This window comes from Treponema sp. Marseille-Q4130 (assembly GCF_014334325.1).
GTDB lineage: Bacteria > Spirochaetota > Spirochaetia > Treponematales > Treponemataceae > Treponema_D.
Map to the genome: position 1 here is coordinate 21848 of NZ_JACSET010000008.1, position 15812 is coordinate 37659.

Below are 15812 nucleotides of genomic sequence, written 5' to 3' on the forward strand. Positions count from 1 at the left end.
CGGTTACAGGCATTTCGATTAAAGTACATATTTTCGTATATTTTTACTTTATCTTTTTTTTCCTTTTTGATTTGTTACCGGTTTTTAAAGTTTAACAACCCCGACGCAGAGTACAGGAATATTAAACCCTCCGCACGAATAAAAAATACCGATATTTTGGAAACTATACGAGCTATAGCATTATAAAAAAGATTGACAAGCATACATAAAAGAAATACAATTTAGATATACAAAAGAGGTGTTTTTAATGACAGTCGTTCAAGGGCGTTTTGAATGGGATAGCGAAAAGAATGAAATAAACATTAAAAAGCACGGATTCTCTTTTGAAGAAATTCTTAGCGTGTTCGATGATCCTCATTTTATCGAAAGAGCGGATTTAGAGCATTCAACTATCGAAGAAGAAAGATTTATTGGATTTGGCAGTATAAACGGATTAGTAATCGTTGCAACAATTTTCATAGAGCGGGATCGAATAAGAATTATCTCTTCACGTCTTGCAACAAAAAAAGAGGAGGCTTTTTATTATGAACAACAAAAAAACTTTGACAGCTGAAAGAGTTGCAGAAATCAGAGCAAGGGGAATTGATTTTTCAGATATTCCCGAAATTACGGATTTTACCGGCTTTCAACCCAGATATCCGCAATATTTTAAACCTAAAAGAGAACAAGTTTCAATTAGATTAAGCAAATATCTCGTTGATCACTTCAAGGCAATGGGTAAGGGGTGGCAGACAAAAGTAAATGATTTTCTAATGGAAGCAGTAGATAAAGGTCAAATATGAAAACATACTTAAAGTACATATTTTCGTATATTTTCACTTTATCTTTTTTTCCTTTTTGATTTGTTGCGGGTTCTAAAGTTTAACAAACCCGACACAGAGTACAGGAATATTAAACCCTCCGCACGAATAAAAAACCTATAAACGAATTTAACGGCACAGCCGATACCATGCTTATTCCGATAGCGGCGCGGATTTATGCGTCTAAACGCTTCCCCGAATATTTTATAAAGTACGCGACGACGGCGGAAGAACGATTATCCTGCGACTTCGGAGATTATCGCGCGCAGTTCCGCTTCCGACGAAATCGCCGCCCTCGCAATGCGGGAAATTTTCAGCACCGATGCGATGCGCTCGGGCATCTTAGGCGCTTCGCCGGTCGTTTGGCGGATATAATCCGCTGACAGACACGGATGATCGCGTGCGACGATGACGACGGCTCCCCCGTCTTCCGCCGATATATCCGCTTTGAGTTTTGCCGCAGCGTAGGCGCGCCCCGTGTGGCGGTCGGCAAGTATGCCGTATTTTACAAAAAGCTCTTTTACCGCATCGTCGGTCACGGCATCGGTAAGCTTTACCGGATACACGAAATTGCGCATCATCAGTTTATTTGCGGAAAACACTTCTTCGAGCCGCTCGATGTTCGACGGATCGGTCGGATCGGCAGGTCTTCGGTCGGCATACGGAACGACCGAATCGAGGACGATGCAGTCGCCTGCCGCATCGACGGTGAGCGCATCGGCTGCGGGAATAAAAAACCCGTTCAAAGGCAGCGCAAAACGCCAGCTGTACAAACCCGCGACGATATTGCTGTAGTTGCCCGGTGCGAGCGCGTAGTACATATCGCCGGGCACTTCGTCTTTCAAACGGGAAAACGCGAACGGATAAAAAAACGCCTGAGGCAAAAGCCGCCCGATATTTGCGGTATTTGCGACGGTCAGCCGCTTCGCTTCGGAAAAATCCCTGTCCGCGAAGATCGCGCGCACGAGGTTTCGACAATCGTCTTCCGTTCCTTCGATCTCTACGGGATAGATATTGCCTCCGTTCCAACAATAATCGCTTTCCTGCATACCGTATACGCTCCCTTTCGGACAGACGACGACGGCTTTTATGCGTTTTTTCCCGCGCAGCTCGTGTGCGAGGACGGCACCGGTTTCACGCCGCGTCACCGCCAAAATCGTCGCGCTGCTGTCCCTCATCTGCAAAATCGTTTCGAGACAGGCCGTAAGGTATGCGATACCGAAATCGCGGTGACAGCCGGAAGGTCCGTGAAAGAGTTCGAGCATAAAAAGCGCATCGTCGAGGCGACGAACGGCAGGTTCGAACGGAAAAGCTTTTGTCGCGATCGTTTCGCAGATGATCGGGCTGAATTCATCTTTAATAAAAGCGGACGTGAGCGCTCCTGCAACCGACGCGAACGACGTCGTTTTATCGGTATAGAGGATCCAGCGGCGCAAGTCTTCCGTGTCCGAAGGCACATAGAGTCCGCCGTCTTTCGGCATACAGTGCAGGACGGCTTCCGCAAAGCCGACCGACAGGGCTTTGTTTCGTGTACTCGTAAATCGCATAGCATTATTATAGCTTGAACGGCGAGTTTTGTCATTGCACATTTACAACGCATGTGCAATACGATCCGTACAAAAATGTGTCAGTCGGCGGAGCAATCCGAAACGTCCTGCCTATATCTCTCCACACAAATAAAAATTAATAATTTTTTGTTCTATACTTTTTCGGACGGCACGTATCGGAAGAACCCGCCCTCCGTAACTCCGCTTTCGCTCCGGCCGCGCCGCTTGCGCGTCCGCTTCGCGTTACTCCGGTCGGGCGTAGGCGCTTTTTCCAATGGATAATGGATAATGGGTAATGGATAATTATCAATTAAATCTTTTGCGCATTCGAGACTGCGGCGACCGGTCATGTGTACGTTCATTGACGGCGGATAATCGGCTCGGTATAATTTTCGCCGATACGCGCTTGCGTGAAAAGGTGCAGTCGGGCATTGCCTGAAACGGCGCCGTGTTTACTCGCATCGCAGTGTATGGGCGAAAACGAATTATCTTTACGGAGGAAAATATGGACGCATCATCGATACTGACGACATTGCTGGGCTCATCGAGCGTTTCGAATATCGGCAAAGCGTGCGATACCGACACCGGTACGGTACGCGCGGTTCTCGCCGAAGCCGTTCCCGCACTCTTAAAAGGAGCCGGTAAACAGGCTGCCGACAAGGAATCGGCGAAAGGCTTTGCATCCGCGCTTGCCGAGCATGCGGGCGTAAGTACGGCGAACCTCGGCACCTTTATGAAAAACGTCGATTTGGATGACGGCGCAAAGATCATCAAGCACTTGCTCGGCTCGAGCGCAGCTTCCACGACGAAGTCTATCGCAAAAACGGCAGGCACCGATGCTTCTACCGTATCGACCATCCTTGCGGCGGCAGCTCCTCTTTTGATGAGCTTGCTCGGAAAAAGCGCCGGAACCGATACGTCGAGCGCCGCACTTTCGGCGCTGATCGGCGGTGTTATGAAAAACGTAAACGTCGGCGACGTACTCGGAAGTCTTTTAGGCGCATCGGGTGCGAAAACGCAAGGAACGGCAAAAAAATCCGGAGCGTCCGATACTGCGAAGCTCGCAGGCAATTTGCTCAAGGGATTATTAAAATAAATAATTTACGGGAGTATATATGGCGGTAAAACATAGGATCGTTTCGGCATCGACCGGAAAAACGGTGAGAACGGCGCCGAATGCAGGCGGACAATCGGGAAGCGCGTTGCCGCTTCGCCTCGCCGCAGTCGTACTGTGGATTTTTGCGATCGCATTTGAAGTGCTTGCGTTGTGTGTAATGACGGAAAAGATCGCGATCCCGTTTTTTGCAAAGTTTTCTCCGCTTGTTGCGGGAATCGTTTTGCTCGTCATCGATTTTATTTTCGTCGTCACGGGCGCGCAGCTTTGGAAAAAGGCGAATCGGATCGCACCTGCGTCGGAAGCGAATGCGCTGAAGTTTTGGCTGTGGAACAATATGGGCGTCATCGCGTGTGCGGCGGCTTTCGTTCCGTTTATCGTCCTTTTGCTTTTGAATAAAGATACCGACAAGCGCACGAAAGCGGTCGGCGTTGCAGCGGCGGCGATCCTGCTCATCATCGGAGGACTTGCAAGCTACGACTTCGATCCGGTGTCGGCGGAATCCTACGCGCAGGCGGCGGGCACTCAGCAAGTGTATTGGACGGCGCACGGCAAGCGCTTTCATACGCACGAAGACTGCTCGGCGTTGAGCAGAACGGAAGAGCTTACCGCGGGAACCGTTCAGGAAGCGATCGATGCGGGACGGGAGACGATGTGTAAAATCTGCGAAAAGCGCGACGCCGCCTTGATCGAAAAAATAAAGCAGACGCCGAAAGAAAAAGACGCGGCATAACGATGAGACTGTCCGAACACTTCGGTTTCGGGCAGTTTTTTTTACCCGTCAATAGTTTTTTTATCTTTACGCACACCGCCTATTCGTCTATACTGTATCCGTTTGAGCGGGCGGCAAAAGACGCTCCTTGAAAAGTATGTAACAGCGATGTATCGCAGAGGTGATTGTATGGGTGAACGAAAAAACTATTTTAATTCGATTCCGTGGCGTGAAGCGCGCTTGCAGCTCGGTCATTGCCGCTCGATGGCGAAAGACGAATTCGATGACGGAGTAAAAGCGCTCAAAGGCAAAAAGATCGTCATCGTCGGCTGCGGCGCACAGGGTTTGAATCAGGGTTTGTGCTTGCGAGCGAGCGGTCTGGATGTCGCGTATGCGCTCCGTGAAAGCGCCGTGTGCGGAAAACGGCAGAGCTGGAAAAATGCGACCGAAAACGGATTCAAAGTCGGAACCTATGCCGAGATGATTCCTTCCGCCGACGTGATCGGAAACCTGACGCCCGACAAACAGCACACGCCGGTTATCACCGAAGTTTTAAAATATGCACGTAAAGGCGTTACGATTTGGTATTCGCACGGATTCAATATCGTCGAAGAGGGTATGCAGATCCCGAAAGAAGATACCGTTATCATGTGCGCGCCGAAGGGGCCGGGCACGGAAGTGTGGCACGAATTCCAGCGCGGTTTCGGCGTACCCGATCTTATCGCCGTTCACCCCGAAAACGATCCGGACGGACGCGGTTGGGCGGAAGCGAAAGCGCTCGCTGTCGCTATGGGCGGCAGCAAAGCCGGCGTTCTCGAATCGTCTTTCGTCGCCGAAGTGAAATCCGATTTGATGGGCGAGCAGACGATTTTGTGCGGCATGCTGCAGGCGGGCACTATCGTGTGTTATAATAAGATGACGGCGAACGGCATCGCGCCCGGCTATGCGGTAAAATTTCTGCAGCACGGATGGAATTATATTTCGGAAGCGCTCAAGTGGGGCGGCATTACGAATATGATGGATCGCCTGTCGAACCCTGCAAAGATCAAAGCGAACGAACTTTCAAAGCGTTTGAAAACATTGCTGACGCCGCTCTATCGCAAACACATGGACGATATCATAAGCGGCGCGTACAGCTCGGCGATGATGAAAGATTGGGACAACGGCGACCGCGATTTGCTTGCGTGGAGAGAGGCGACAGGACGCTTGGCGTTTGAGACGACCGAAGAATCGAACGATGTGATTTCCGAACAGGAGTATTTCGATAAGGGCGTTTTGCTCGTCGCCATGGTAAAGTGCGGCTGCGAACTTGCATTCGAAACGATGGTCGAAGCGGGCATCATGCCGGAAAGCGCGTATTACGAATCGCTGCACGAAGTGCCGCTCATCGCAAACCTCATCGACCGAAAAAAGCTCTACGAAATGAACCGCGTCATCTCCGACACCGCAGAATACGGCTGCGCGCTCTTTGCAAACGCCGCCGTTCCCTTCCTCGAAAAGGAATTCATGCCTTCCGTCGGCATCGACGTGATCGGCAAGGGGATGAATGCCGCCGACAATTCTGTAAGCAATACGGAACTCGTCGCCGTCAACGCGGAGATCCGAAATCACCCGATCGAAAAAGTCGGAAGCCGCCTCCGCGCTTACATGACGTCCATGAAACCGCTCGCCGAATAATGACTGCGCCGCGCGGTCTATGCGCCGCGCGTACCGCGATATTGCTCTGGCTTTTTTCTCGTTTTATGCTATAATAATTATTATGATACGTTCGGATTTGATAAAATCGATCAGCGCGGCGGTCGAACTCGATAAGAGAACATGCGGCGAAGTCGTTTCGGCGATGCTCGAAGAGATATACACGGTTTTGGAAAACGGCGGCAAGTATACGCAGCCGGGATTCGGCGTTTTCGACACTCACGTCAATAAAGGAAAAATCGCGCGTAACCCGTTTACGAAACAAAAGATGCGCTATCCGGAAAAGCGTACCGTACGTTTTAAGCCTGCAAAGATTTTAAAGGATACGCTCAATGCCGAATAAAAATACGCCTCGCGGAAAAACGACGAAAGCGAACGCAGCGGAATCGGTAACGCTTTCCGTGCTTGCCGAACGTGTCAGTCGGCGGCTTGCGGATAAATCGCTCGACGACAATAAAATCAAGCAAGTGATAAACTCCTTTTTCGATACGGTGCGACGCGATATCCTCGACAACGGCTCGTTTAAGCTGCTCGGCTTCGGTACTTTCGATCGGATGCTCGTCGACGAAAAGGAGCGCACGGATAGGGTTACCGGCGAAACGATTTTTACACCCGGGTACTATAAAATCAAATTCGTTCCGGTGTCGGCACTTGCCAAGCGCGTCAATAAGCCGTACGAACACCTGCAGCCCGAAGTGATCGAAGAAGCGCCCGTCGAAGAGGCGAAGTCTGAGCCGGATGAAACGCCGATCGATCCCGCGGCCGAAGCACTGCGCGATGCATTTGACGAAATCGACGATTTCGATATCGATCAGGGGCAGACGGATGAGCCCCGTTTCGATTTTTCATCCGAAGCGCCGCCTTCCGCGCCGCAGCAAGAATTCCGAAAAGACAGACCTCATACAGCCGTATCGCAGGAATCGTTTCGGAGCGGAACGGCCGCGCTGCCGCATTCCGCCGCTTCGGGAAGCACCTGCTATGCGCCGCAGTTTACGCATCACGCGGCACCCGACCCCTATGCGCAAACGGCGGATATGTCGTACTGTTCCGTTTCGCCTGTTTACGATGCGGAAACGCAGCGGAAGCGGAGCGGGGAAATCGACGGCAAAGCGGCGGTCGAAAATCAGACGGTGCGCCATGCGGTCATACAGCAGCAAATTATCGAACAGCAGATCGTCCAACAACACGTGATTCAAAATCGGCATGCCGATGAATTGCCGGAAACCGAAGATGATATATACGATCCCGATTACGACGGCGACGATTACTCAGAGGGTCAGCGCTATATCAGCCGATGTTGGTTTTTTGCCGGCATTGCGGTAGTTCTTACCGCTTTGATGATCGCCGCTCTCGCATACGTGCTTACGCATCGTACTCCGAAAGCGTCGGGAAAACCCGTGCGTGAGATGCCGAAAACCGTCGCCCCAGAACCGAAAACCGTTGTCACGGAAGCCGCGCCGGAAATACGGACAGTATCGTTGCGGGTTGCGGCCGACGATAATCTCTACGCCGCCCTTGCGCAGGCGGAGTACGGGGAGCGAAACCTGTGGCCGTATATTTTCAGCGCGAATATGTTGCGTTATCCCGATCCCGACAATCCGGGGGCGGCGCGCGAACTGGTCGTGCCGTCGAAGCCTGACAGAGCGATCGATCGGCGCGACATAGAGCTTTCCGTGATCGACGTGTACGATTCGTACCGTTCGCTCATTGCGGCAAATCCCCGCGGCAGAGCGGCCGCCATACGCAAAGAGCACGCGGTCATTTCGCTCATATGCGGCGAGTCTCTGTACGGCGGCTTTATCGACAAGTATGCGATCCGCCTCGACGCCGAAGACGTGAGCGCGGCTCGGGAACAAATTAAAAACGCCGCTCGGTAGCATTCGATTTTTTTGTCGATGTGCCGAACGGTGAAACGGTGACGCCGACAAAGGGCGGCATCTCTTTTAAGGTGAAAATATAATCCTATGAAAGAAATAACGTTTAAAACGCATGGAACATGCGCTCGTACGATACGCTTTACAAAAGGGGACGACGGACGCATTACTGATATCGTATTTACCGGCGGCTGCAGCGGCAATTTAAAAGCCGTTGCAAAACTCTGCGACGGCATGACAGCCGAAGAGATTGCGGCAAAGCTTGCAGGCAACACGTGCGGATTTAAAAAGACGAGCTGTGCCGATCAGCTGGCAAAAGCGGTGCTGAGCGAATAGTGCAAAATCGATTTGCGTGAATGAACGGTAAAATCCCCGTTACGCGATGCGGACAGACGCGGATTGCGCATCGGCACGAGACGCGCTAAGACATTGAATTTTTTAAAGCACTGATCACGAAAATATCACGTGTTCTTTACACTGAATCACGGTGCATTGTCAAAAACCGGCAAATGCGCTATATTGTTTACAAAACCGCTATGGAATCACCGCAGCCGTAATGCAAGGAGTTCTTATGGAAATAAAAGACTTGAAAAACGCTAAAATCAAAGCGTGGGTTGAAGAATGGGTAAAATGGTGCGAACCGGACAGCGTCTATATCTGCGACGGTTCGAAAGAAGAATACGACAGGCTTATGAAAGAGCTCGTCGAAGCGGGACTCGCGACCGAGCTTAAGAAAAAACCGCACAGCTATCTTTTTCGCTCGCTTCCCTCGGACGTTGCGCGCGTCGAAGCACGTACCTTTATCGCATCGAAAAAAGAAGAAGATGCAGGCCCGACGAATCACTGGATAGATCCCGAAGAACTCAAAAAGACGATGAAAGCGCTGTACAAGGGCTGTATGCACGGCCGCACGATGTACGTCATTCCGTTCAGCATGGGACCGGTCGGTTCGGCGATCGGTAAAAACGGCATCGAAATTACCGACAGCGCATACGTCGTGTGCAATATGGACATTATGACGAGAGTCGGAACGAAAGTGCTCGACAATATCGGCACGGACGGAGAATGGATCCCGTGTCTGCATTCGGTCGGAAAGCCGCTCAACAACGGCGAAAAGGACAACGGCATTTGGCCCTGCGCCGACATGGAGCACAAATACATTTCGCAGTTCCCCGAAGAACGCACGATTTGGTCTTACGGTTCGGGTTACGGCGGAAACGCTTTGCTCGGCAAAAAATGTTTTGCGCTTCGCATCGCGACGGTACTTGCGCGCGATGAAGGCTGGCTTGCAGAGCACATGCTCATCTTGAAATTGACGAACCCGAAAGGCGAAGTAAAATACATAACCGGCGCGTTCCCGTCCGCTTGCGGCAAAACGAATCTCGCGATGCTGCGCCCGACACTGCCCGGCTGGAAAGTCGAAACGGTCGGAGACGATATCGCGTGGATGAAATTCGGCAAAGACGGCCGCTTGTACGCGATCAATCCCGAAAACGGATTCTTCGGCGTCGCACCGGGAACATCGGACGAATCGAACTACAATGCGATGCGTGCTGCGGAAAAGAATACGATCTTTACGAACTGCGGTCTGACCGAAGACGGAGACGTTTGGTGGGAAGGCATCGGTTACAAACCGGAAGGCAAAGAGATCGTCGACTGGCACGGCAACAAACGCCCGTGCCCGGAAAACGACAAAACACCGAAAGACAAAGAGCAGTGCATCGCGCACCCGAACGCACGCTTTACCGCGCCCGCACACCAGTGCCCGTGTATCGCGTCGAATTGGGAAGATCCGAACGGCGTGCCCATCAGTGCATTCCTGTTCGGCGGACGCAGACCTTCAACGATCCCTCTCGTACACCAGGCGAGAAACTGGAACCACGGCGTTTTCCTCGGTTCGATCGTCGGCTCGGAAGTGACTGCCGCCGTCATCTCCGATCAGGTCGGACAAGTTCGCCGCGACCCCTTTGCGATGCTTCCTTTCTGCGGATATAATATGGGCGATTATTTCGGACATTGGATCGACATCGGTCACAAATCGACCGAAGATAAACTGCCGAAGATTTTCTACGTAAACTGGTTCCGCAAAGACGCCGACGGCAACTTTATGTGGCCGGGCTACGGTGAAAACAGCCGCGTCCTCGCATGGGTATTCGACCGCTGTGACGGCAAAGACAACTACATCGACACCGCGATCGGCTATATGCCGAAAGAAGGCGCGATCGATACGACGGGATTGAGCGACGAGTATAAGAAAAACATGTCCGCGCTTACGTCGGTCGATGTAGACGGCTGGAAAAAAGAAATCAAAGACATCCGTGAAAACCACTATCCCAAGTTCGGAAAGCATTTGCCGAAAGAACTCAGCGAGTGTCTCGATGACTTGGAAAAACGGCTGAATAAATAGTCAGCCTGTATATCGGATATGAAACGGGCTGCTGCAAAAAGCGTTCTTTAAGAATTGCACAGCGAGTAAATTTTCAGATTTAGAAGCTGTGCAATTAGTACGCGAGCCTCGCAACGAGCGCGTAAGCGCGAAGTTTCGAGCGGCGCCCCCGTTAATACGCGAGTTTTCGAAAGAAAACTCGAAGTTAAAAGCGCCGTGCCATTTCAGCGGCGCTTTTAAACTTTTGCTTTTCGGGCAGCCCCGTTTTTATGTACCGCTTTACAAATTGTCCCATTTTCCCTTATACGGGAAACTGCATCCTCGACAGAAGAATATCTGCCGTTTTTCATGTCTTGCTTTGCTTCTTCAAGTTTACCATAAACAGAGGTATTAATTTAATTTTTCTCAAGTATATCCACTAATTCAGCCGGTGTTATTATAAAAGATTTTGCAGGAAAATGTTTTCCATTCCCTGTAACCAGAAATGTATCTTTATCTCTTGTTGTCAGTGTAACTGCATAAAAGACTATATCTTGCGAATCCGGCATTTCTTCATTGACTTCAACAACATTTCTTACTTCTAATCCATTAGTAACAATATCTTTTATTAATAAAGCCGATACAATTTCATCAGATAATTTAAATTTTTCTCTTCTTAAAACTTCATAGTATTCTTTTACTATATTCGAAGAATATACCGGTACTATTTTATTTTGAGAAAGATATTTCAATATTTTTACAGTCGGAGCATTTTCATTCCGTGTTATCAATGCAGAAACCAAAACATTTGTATCAATAACAACATATTTTTTCATTTGTGAAATGCCTGTTTTCTGGTTTCAGCAATTTCCGCATTTATTTCTTCAAGCGACATTTCCGAAACATTATTGTCTTGAATACTTTTTCGAACTTGATCATAGATTTTCCATCTGGTATTTTCTTCTCGTAAATCAAACGGTAATCCTCCCACAGCAACACTTTTCTTGAAAAAAATCCTAATAGCTGTCGGTAAATCCAGTCCGTAATGATTATAGATATCAGTAACTTCATCTTTTAGAGCTTCATCAACTCTGACTTGAACAAGTGCCGTATTGATCATTATAGCCTCCCATAAAAACTTTTGCAGGAAATAGCAATTTCCGAAAAAGTTTTTAGCCGTGCGCGGGAGCGCACACGTTCAATAATCGAGTTTGCAAAATACAGTGTATCATACGCATACGATTTTTATCAAAACGGTACGTAAACACACCTTCTACAAACATCCGAGCAAACTCGAGATAAAAAGCGACGACGATATTTCAGACGGCGCTTTTTATCGTACCTCCTTTTAAGTATACACTATTCATACATTCGTATTAATAGTGTATATTTAAATAGACTGTTTGTCAATTTATATTAATTTTATAATTATAGTGTTAAGTTTTCACTCTGCTACCCAATCTTCAATTTTCAAATCGGTTATTCTCGAAAATTCATCCGTATTGTGAGTAATAAGAGTCGCTTTTTCATGCACTGCGGCGGCGGCAATAAGCAAATCGTTTGCACCTATCGGTGTACCTGCAAGCTCCAAATCTTTTCGTATTTTTGCATACTCGTAAGACATTTCGTCCGTGAAATCTACAATTTCAAACGGCTTTAAAAATTGTTCCACTTTTTCCGTAGTCTTTTCCCTTGTACGGCTTTTAAATGCGCCCAGCAAAAGTTCTCCTTTTACTACTGAAGAAATTTTTATCTCTTTCGGTGAAACCGACAGAAATCTTTTTCGAACGGACGGAAACTTTCCGTTCAGAAAATAGATACAAGTGTTTGTGTCTATAAAATACATTAAAAAGCCTCTCGCATTTCAAGCTTCGGCTGATCGGGTCCGGTAAATGACGAATCTGAAACGGAACCGAACAAATCGGCCCAACCTTCAGGATAATGCGGTTCTATTCTTTCCATAATTTTGCTTACGGCCCATTTTGAAAGCGACATTTTTTTCGCATGCGCTTCGTTTTCAATTTTGAGAAGCTGCTCTTGCGTAACATACAATGATAATTGCGGCATATTCGCACCTCGTAGTATAAAAGATAAATCATTAAGAACGACCCCAAGACTTGCTTCTTATTTCCTCAACAGAAAGATGCCTGTCTTTCCACAAACCGAAAACCGCATTAAAGTCTGAGAATTCTCTTTTATGAGTTTTTACGGGTCTGTGTAAAGTCCGTACTATCTTATCAAGTAATTTAATTTTCTCAGTATAAGAAAGCATATCAACTTGTGCTGAAAGTTGCTTAAAAGCTAATTCCGACATAGGTACCTCTCATAATACGACGTTTGCCGAAAGGCAAACTCGGCAGATAAACAGTGAGGCTGAATTTCTGCCGAACTGTTTATCACACCTTCCATCTATTTCTCATAGTATACAATATTTTATAAAAAAATCATCTCTCAATCATTAAAACCAACACATAATTTCATATAACTTAATGTTTACTATTTTTAAGATAAGGTACATTATAGCGTACGTCAATGCCAAGTATTAATTACATCGTACGTTTCGTTTTTTTCAGGGGGTTCCCCGCCTCAGGCGGGTCGGGGCAAAATTTTTCGGCGAGTTGGGGTTTGCCTTAGTGTATTGCCGGTTGATTTCTTCCTTCCGACATAAAATCATCAGAAAACTCGGAAAGCCTTCTTTTAAGATTTCCCACTTGCTTTCTTTATACACTCCGCCATTTGTTTACTTGTTGCTGTTTGGTTTTGTTTCCTTCTGTGAGACAGGATACCACTCCGGCAATTAAAAAGTACACACTAATCGCACCGGCTAAACAAATCCAATATACAATGGAGAAGTTCATAAAACAATCTACGCTACTTATTTTGCAAAGACGTAAAGCAAATATCACCGCATAAAAAAGACTCATAAGGCCTGAAACAATCGTCAACACAATCGAAGTGAGCAACGTGATTTTTGTAACGGAATAATTATATGCTTTTAAGCTCAAGGGACAGTAGTCAAAATCGCTATTTTCCGTATTAAGCATTGTCCGATATAAGTTTCCTGAAAATTTATATTCCAACTCGTAAATCTTTTCTTCCCACGTTTTTTGCCAAAACAGTGAGCCTTTATTCATTAATACCCAGCAGAGTGAAAAAAAATAGCAGAATAAAGAAGTTATTATCAATGCTAAAAGAGAAAGCCTCGGCAGATTATACACAGCGCTCAAGGAAAGCGGACGATACTTCTCGGTAAACAGGAAATTGAATAAGGCAAAATGCGCAGTAAAAGCGGCAAGAATAAACGCCCAATAATATGTTCCCCTCTTCCAAAACAGCTCTATTTCAAATTGTCGTATTTCGTGTGCACGTTTATATGCCTCTTCTCTTTGTGCTTTACAGTTTATGGATGGGTCCGGAAGCAATCCCATACACTCCCAAAAATTATCGTTCATATAAAATCTCCCTTTATAACGATGCAGTATATTTTGAAAAATATACTGCACTATACGATACATTTTGCCGCCGCTCGGTATTTTTACCGACCGGCGGCCGTACCGCATTATTCTATACGGTTTTGCTGAATGCAAAACCGCGCCGGACAGGCTAAATTATGTCTGTCTGACAAAGTTTACTCCGCAATAAACCAGCCTTTTTGCGCGCGCATTATCGGGGCATTCCTTTTATACCTTTCCAGCTCACTTGACGGCACTTTTATGCTGCGTGCCGTCAGTTTTTTGCAGCCGGAAAAAGCCTTGTCAAATTTACCTGCATTATAATTGCACTTTAGCGTAACAGCCGTAATCTTTTTGCAGCTGGAAAAGCATTCCCTCATATCGGTAACGCTGCTTGGGATCACGGGCGCTTGAGTAAGGCTGAAACAGCTGGAAAAGCACCAGCGCATATCGGTAACGCCGCTTGGGATCACGGGCGCTTGAGTAAGGCTTATGCAGGCGGAAAAGCAGGAGCGCATATCGGTAACGCTGCTTGGGATCACGGGGGCTTGAGTAAGGCTGAAACAGCTGGAAAAGCAGTAGCTCATATCGGTAACGCCGCTTGGGATCACGGGCGCTTGAGTAAGGCTTTCGCAGTTGGAAAAGCAGTCGCTCATAGCGGTAACGCCGGCAGGGATCACGGGCGCTTGAGTAAGGCTTTCGCAGCCGTAAAAGCATTCCCTCATATCGGTAACGCTGCTTGGGATCACGGGCGCTTGAGTAAGGCTTTCGCAGTCGCGAAAGCAGGAGCTCATATCGGTAACGCTGCTTGGGATCACGGGCGCTTGAGTAAGGCTTGTGCAGCCGTAAAAGCAGCCGCTCATATCGGTAACGCTGCTTGGGATCACGGGCGCTTGAGTAAGGCTTTTGCAGCCGGAAAAGCAGGAGCGCATATCGGTAACGCTGCTTGGGATCACGGGGGCTTGAGTAAGGCTTGTGCAGCCGTAAAAGCAGGAGCGCATATCGGTAACGCTGCTTGGGATCACGGGCGCTTGAGTAAGGCTTTCGCAGCCGTAAAAGCACCAGCTCATATCGGTAAGACCGGATATTTCTGCAAACTTAAGAGCAACTTTTTTAGTCGGGTTATCGTTTAGTATTTTTCCGAGTGCGCTCGGTTTTTCAGGATAGCCGCCGTCTCCCTTTAAGTCCGCCGCCGTAAGCCCTGTTACTTTGATGTAATAGATTCCGTTTATATCCGGTGCGGCAGTTTTAAGATGGTTGTCCAAATTTGCACCGTTTGCTCCGAATGGGACTTCAGCATACGTTGCCGGTGTAAAACTTACGTTCACTTTTGTGTCGGCACTTATCGTTACATCTGCAGTCGGACTTCCGGCGGTGCCGCCTTCTTCAAATGTTCCGCCGGTAATTGTCCACGTGTCAACTTTATAATCGGTTTCAGGCAATGCGGTAAACGTAATCACTGTGCCTTGTGTAACTTTGCCGTTTGCGGGAATTGCAGGCATTGCACTCACTGTTCCGTGTTCTCCTGCCGTCACCTCTACGGTGAAAGTTTCATCGCTTACTTCCGTTTTACATCCGATCGTACATAATGCGGCAAGCAAAATCGCCGCCGCAAGTATTCCGATTTTTTTTAAACAGGTTCTCATAGTTCCTCCTAGGTAAGTTTATTTGACTTAGTTTTTTATCGCTTTTGCAAAATTGCGTTTATACCCGCCGGTAATTTTTATTGCCGGTTATTAAAAAAATAACCGGACTTTGTTTTGATTTTGCTATGCTACTCCATGTTTGCAAGTAATTTGTTTACTTGTTTCGCCGTCATACTGAGACCGATATTTCCGTTTTCTTCATTTCGGTTTCGAAATTCCTTTTGGATACCCTGTCTTGCTTTGCTGCCTTCAACTTCCGGTAATTTTTGCCTTAATTCAGATACAGCATCCATATACAGCTGTTCCAAATTGTAAAAACTTTTGATTTCTTCAAGATAATTTTTTATCCGTTTACGGTTGCGTTCATCCCTCTTTATATTCAAATTCACAAGATATGTTCCCAAAAAGGTTAAAAGCGATCCGAGAAGTGCAAAAATACCGTTAATAATTGCTTCATGCATATGTATTCCTTCTAAAGACACCGGCCTAAAATTCTCCGGTATAACCTGTTATTAAAAAACGATTTTCAAACAAAAAAATCTGCGACAATTTTATTGTTTACATTGATTTTACACCTGTTTTTGCTTATGTAATAGGGGGTTTACTC

General features: G+C 47.5%; 18 protein-coding genes. 9 read left to right on the top strand and 9 right to left on the bottom strand.

The features are described 5' to 3' along the window. Positions 1–247: 247 nt before the first annotated feature. Both H9I36_RS09230 and H9I36_RS09235 read left to right on the top strand, forming a co-directional pair. Positions 248–553, top strand: coding sequence for a BrnT family toxin (locus tag H9I36_RS09230; RefSeq protein WP_187385068.1), 306 nt, complete (start codon positions 248–250; stop codon positions 551–553). Then, positions 525–782, top strand: a complete 258-nt coding sequence (locus tag H9I36_RS09235) for a BrnA antitoxin family protein (RefSeq protein ID WP_187385069.1) — start codon at positions 525–527, stop codon at positions 780–782. Before H9I36_RS09230 ends, H9I36_RS09235 begins: the two co-directional genes overlap by 29 nt. A 254-nt stretch (positions 783–1036) precedes the next feature. Here H9I36_RS09235 and H9I36_RS09240 read toward each other — a convergent pair whose 3' ends face one another. Beyond that, a complete protein-coding gene (locus tag H9I36_RS09240) occupies positions 1037–2347 on the bottom strand; it encodes a PALP domain-containing protein (protein ID WP_187385070.1) in 1311 nt (436 codons plus the stop codon). A gap of 505 nt (positions 2348–2852) precedes the next feature. On the opposite strand from H9I36_RS09240, the gene H9I36_RS09245 reads away from it, so the two are divergent. From H9I36_RS09245 to H9I36_RS09275, 7 genes are all read left to right on the top strand, one after another. Beyond that, a complete protein-coding gene (locus tag H9I36_RS09245) occupies positions 2853–3443 on the top strand; it encodes a DUF937 domain-containing protein (protein ID WP_187385071.1) in 591 nt (196 codons plus the stop codon). 19 nt (positions 3444–3462) lie between these two features. Next, a complete protein-coding gene (locus tag H9I36_RS09250) occupies positions 3463–4194 on the top strand; it encodes a hypothetical protein (protein WP_187385072.1) in 732 nt (243 codons plus the stop codon). Between the two features lie 168 nt (positions 4195–4362). Further along, entirely contained in the window at positions 4363–5850 is a 1488-nt protein-coding gene (gene ilvC / locus H9I36_RS09255; protein ID WP_187385073.1) for a ketol-acid reductoisomerase, read from the top strand. An 82-nt stretch (positions 5851–5932) separates the two neighbouring features. Continuing rightward, a complete protein-coding gene (locus H9I36_RS09260; protein WP_187385074.1) occupies positions 5933–6211 on the top strand; it encodes an HU family DNA-binding protein in 279 nt (92 codons plus the stop codon). Next, a complete protein-coding gene (locus tag H9I36_RS09265; protein WP_187385075.1) occupies positions 6201–7745 on the top strand; it encodes an HU family DNA-binding protein in 1545 nt (514 codons plus the stop codon). Before H9I36_RS09260 ends, H9I36_RS09265 begins: the two co-directional genes overlap by 11 nt. 87 nt (positions 7746–7832) lie before the next feature. Further along, positions 7833–8078 carry a TIGR03905 family TSCPD domain-containing protein gene (locus H9I36_RS09270; protein ID WP_187385076.1) on the top strand — a complete coding sequence of 82 codons (246 nt, stop codon included), beginning with the start codon at positions 7833–7835 and terminating at the stop codon, positions 8076–8078. Between the two features lie 235 nt (positions 8079–8313). Further along, positions 8314–10149 (top strand): phosphoenolpyruvate carboxykinase (GTP), encoded by a 1836-nt coding sequence (locus H9I36_RS09275; RefSeq protein ID WP_187385077.1) that lies wholly within the window; start codon positions 8314–8316, stop codon positions 10147–10149. A 374-nt stretch (positions 10150–10523) separates the two neighbouring features. On the opposite strand, the gene H9I36_RS09280 is transcribed toward H9I36_RS09275, so the two are convergent. The 8 genes from H9I36_RS09280 to H9I36_RS09315 form a co-directional block, all read right to left on the bottom strand. Then, a complete protein-coding gene (locus H9I36_RS09280; RefSeq protein ID WP_187385078.1) occupies positions 10524–10943 on the bottom strand; it encodes a putative toxin-antitoxin system toxin component, PIN family in 420 nt (139 codons plus the stop codon). Beyond that, positions 10940–11227 carry a type II toxin-antitoxin system RelB/DinJ family antitoxin gene (locus H9I36_RS09285; protein WP_187385079.1) on the bottom strand — a complete coding sequence of 96 codons (288 nt, stop codon included), beginning with the start codon at positions 11225–11227 and terminating at the stop codon, positions 10940–10942. The genes H9I36_RS09280 and H9I36_RS09285 overlap by 4 nt, the downstream gene beginning before the upstream one ends. A gap of 324 nt (positions 11228–11551) precedes the next feature. After that, positions 11552–11953: a type II toxin-antitoxin system tRNA(fMet)-specific endonuclease VapC gene (gene vapC, locus H9I36_RS09290; RefSeq protein ID WP_187385080.1), complete on the bottom strand. Its 402-nt coding sequence runs from the start codon at positions 11951–11953 to the stop codon at positions 11552–11554. Further along, positions 11953–12174, bottom strand: coding sequence for a hypothetical protein (locus H9I36_RS09295; RefSeq protein ID WP_187385081.1), 222 nt, complete (start codon positions 12172–12174; stop codon positions 11953–11955). Before H9I36_RS09295 ends, vapC begins: the two co-directional genes overlap by 1 nt. Before the next feature lie 31 nt (positions 12175–12205). Beyond that, positions 12206–12421 (bottom strand): hypothetical protein, encoded by a 216-nt coding sequence (locus tag H9I36_RS09300; RefSeq protein ID WP_016521345.1) that lies wholly within the window; start codon positions 12419–12421, stop codon positions 12206–12208. Between the two features lie 406 nt (positions 12422–12827). Beyond that, a complete protein-coding gene (locus H9I36_RS09305) occupies positions 12828–13559 on the bottom strand; it encodes a RipA family octameric membrane protein (protein ID WP_187385082.1) in 732 nt (243 codons plus the stop codon). Between the two features lie 176 nt (positions 13560–13735). Beyond that, entirely contained in the window at positions 13736–15205 is a 1470-nt protein-coding gene (locus H9I36_RS09310) for a leucine-rich repeat protein (RefSeq protein ID WP_187385083.1), read from the bottom strand. Positions 15206–15333: 128 nt separating this feature from the next. After that, positions 15334–15666, bottom strand: a complete 333-nt coding sequence (locus H9I36_RS09315; RefSeq protein ID WP_187385084.1) for a hypothetical protein — start codon at positions 15664–15666, stop codon at positions 15334–15336. Between the last annotated feature and the right edge of the window lie 146 nt (positions 15667–15812).

Excerpts from the sequence above, each read along its gene's own strand:
- H9I36_RS09230 (WP_187385068.1), top strand. The coding sequence starts at position 248 with ATGACAGTCGTTCAAGGGCGTTTTGAATGGGATAGCGAAAAGAATGAA.
- H9I36_RS09235 (WP_187385069.1), top strand. The coding sequence starts at position 525 with ATGAACAACAAAAAAACTTTGACAGCTGAAAGAGTTGCAGAAATCAGA.
- H9I36_RS09240 (WP_187385070.1), bottom strand. The coding sequence starts at position 2,347 with ATGCGATTTACGAGTACACGAAACAAAGCCCTGTCGGTCGGCTTTGCG.
- H9I36_RS09245 (WP_187385071.1), top strand. The coding sequence starts at position 2,853 with ATGGACGCATCATCGATACTGACGACATTGCTGGGCTCATCGAGCGTT.
- H9I36_RS09250 (WP_187385072.1), top strand. The coding sequence starts at position 3,463 with ATGGCGGTAAAACATAGGATCGTTTCGGCATCGACCGGAAAAACGGTG.
- ilvC (WP_187385073.1), top strand. The coding sequence starts at position 4,363 with ATGGGTGAACGAAAAAACTATTTTAATTCGATTCCGTGGCGTGAAGCG.
- H9I36_RS09260 (WP_187385074.1), top strand. The coding sequence starts at position 5,933 with ATGATACGTTCGGATTTGATAAAATCGATCAGCGCGGCGGTCGAACTC.
- H9I36_RS09265 (WP_187385075.1), top strand. The coding sequence starts at position 6,201 with ATGCCGAATAAAAATACGCCTCGCGGAAAAACGACGAAAGCGAACGCA.
- H9I36_RS09270 (WP_187385076.1), top strand. The coding sequence starts at position 7,833 with ATGAAAGAAATAACGTTTAAAACGCATGGAACATGCGCTCGTACGATA.
- H9I36_RS09275 (WP_187385077.1), top strand. The coding sequence starts at position 8,314 with ATGGAAATAAAAGACTTGAAAAACGCTAAAATCAAAGCGTGGGTTGAA.
- H9I36_RS09280 (WP_187385078.1), bottom strand. The coding sequence starts at position 10,943 with ATGAAAAAATATGTTGTTATTGATACAAATGTTTTGGTTTCTGCATTG.
- H9I36_RS09285 (WP_187385079.1), bottom strand. The coding sequence starts at position 11,227 with ATGATCAATACGGCACTTGTTCAAGTCAGAGTTGATGAAGCTCTAAAA.
- vapC (WP_187385080.1), bottom strand. The coding sequence starts at position 11,953 with ATGTATTTTATAGACACAAACACTTGTATCTATTTTCTGAACGGAAAG.
- H9I36_RS09295 (WP_187385081.1), bottom strand. The coding sequence starts at position 12,174 with ATGCCGCAATTATCATTGTATGTTACGCAAGAGCAGCTTCTCAAAATT.
- H9I36_RS09300 (WP_016521345.1), bottom strand. The coding sequence starts at position 12,421 with ATGTCGGAATTAGCTTTTAAGCAACTTTCAGCACAAGTTGATATGCTT.
- H9I36_RS09305 (WP_187385082.1), bottom strand. The coding sequence starts at position 13,559 with ATGAACGATAATTTTTGGGAGTGTATGGGATTGCTTCCGGACCCATCC.
- H9I36_RS09310 (WP_187385083.1), bottom strand. The coding sequence starts at position 15,205 with ATGAGAACCTGTTTAAAAAAAATCGGAATACTTGCGGCGGCGATTTTG.
- H9I36_RS09315 (WP_187385084.1), bottom strand. The coding sequence starts at position 15,666 with ATGCATGAAGCAATTATTAACGGTATTTTTGCACTTCTCGGATCGCTT.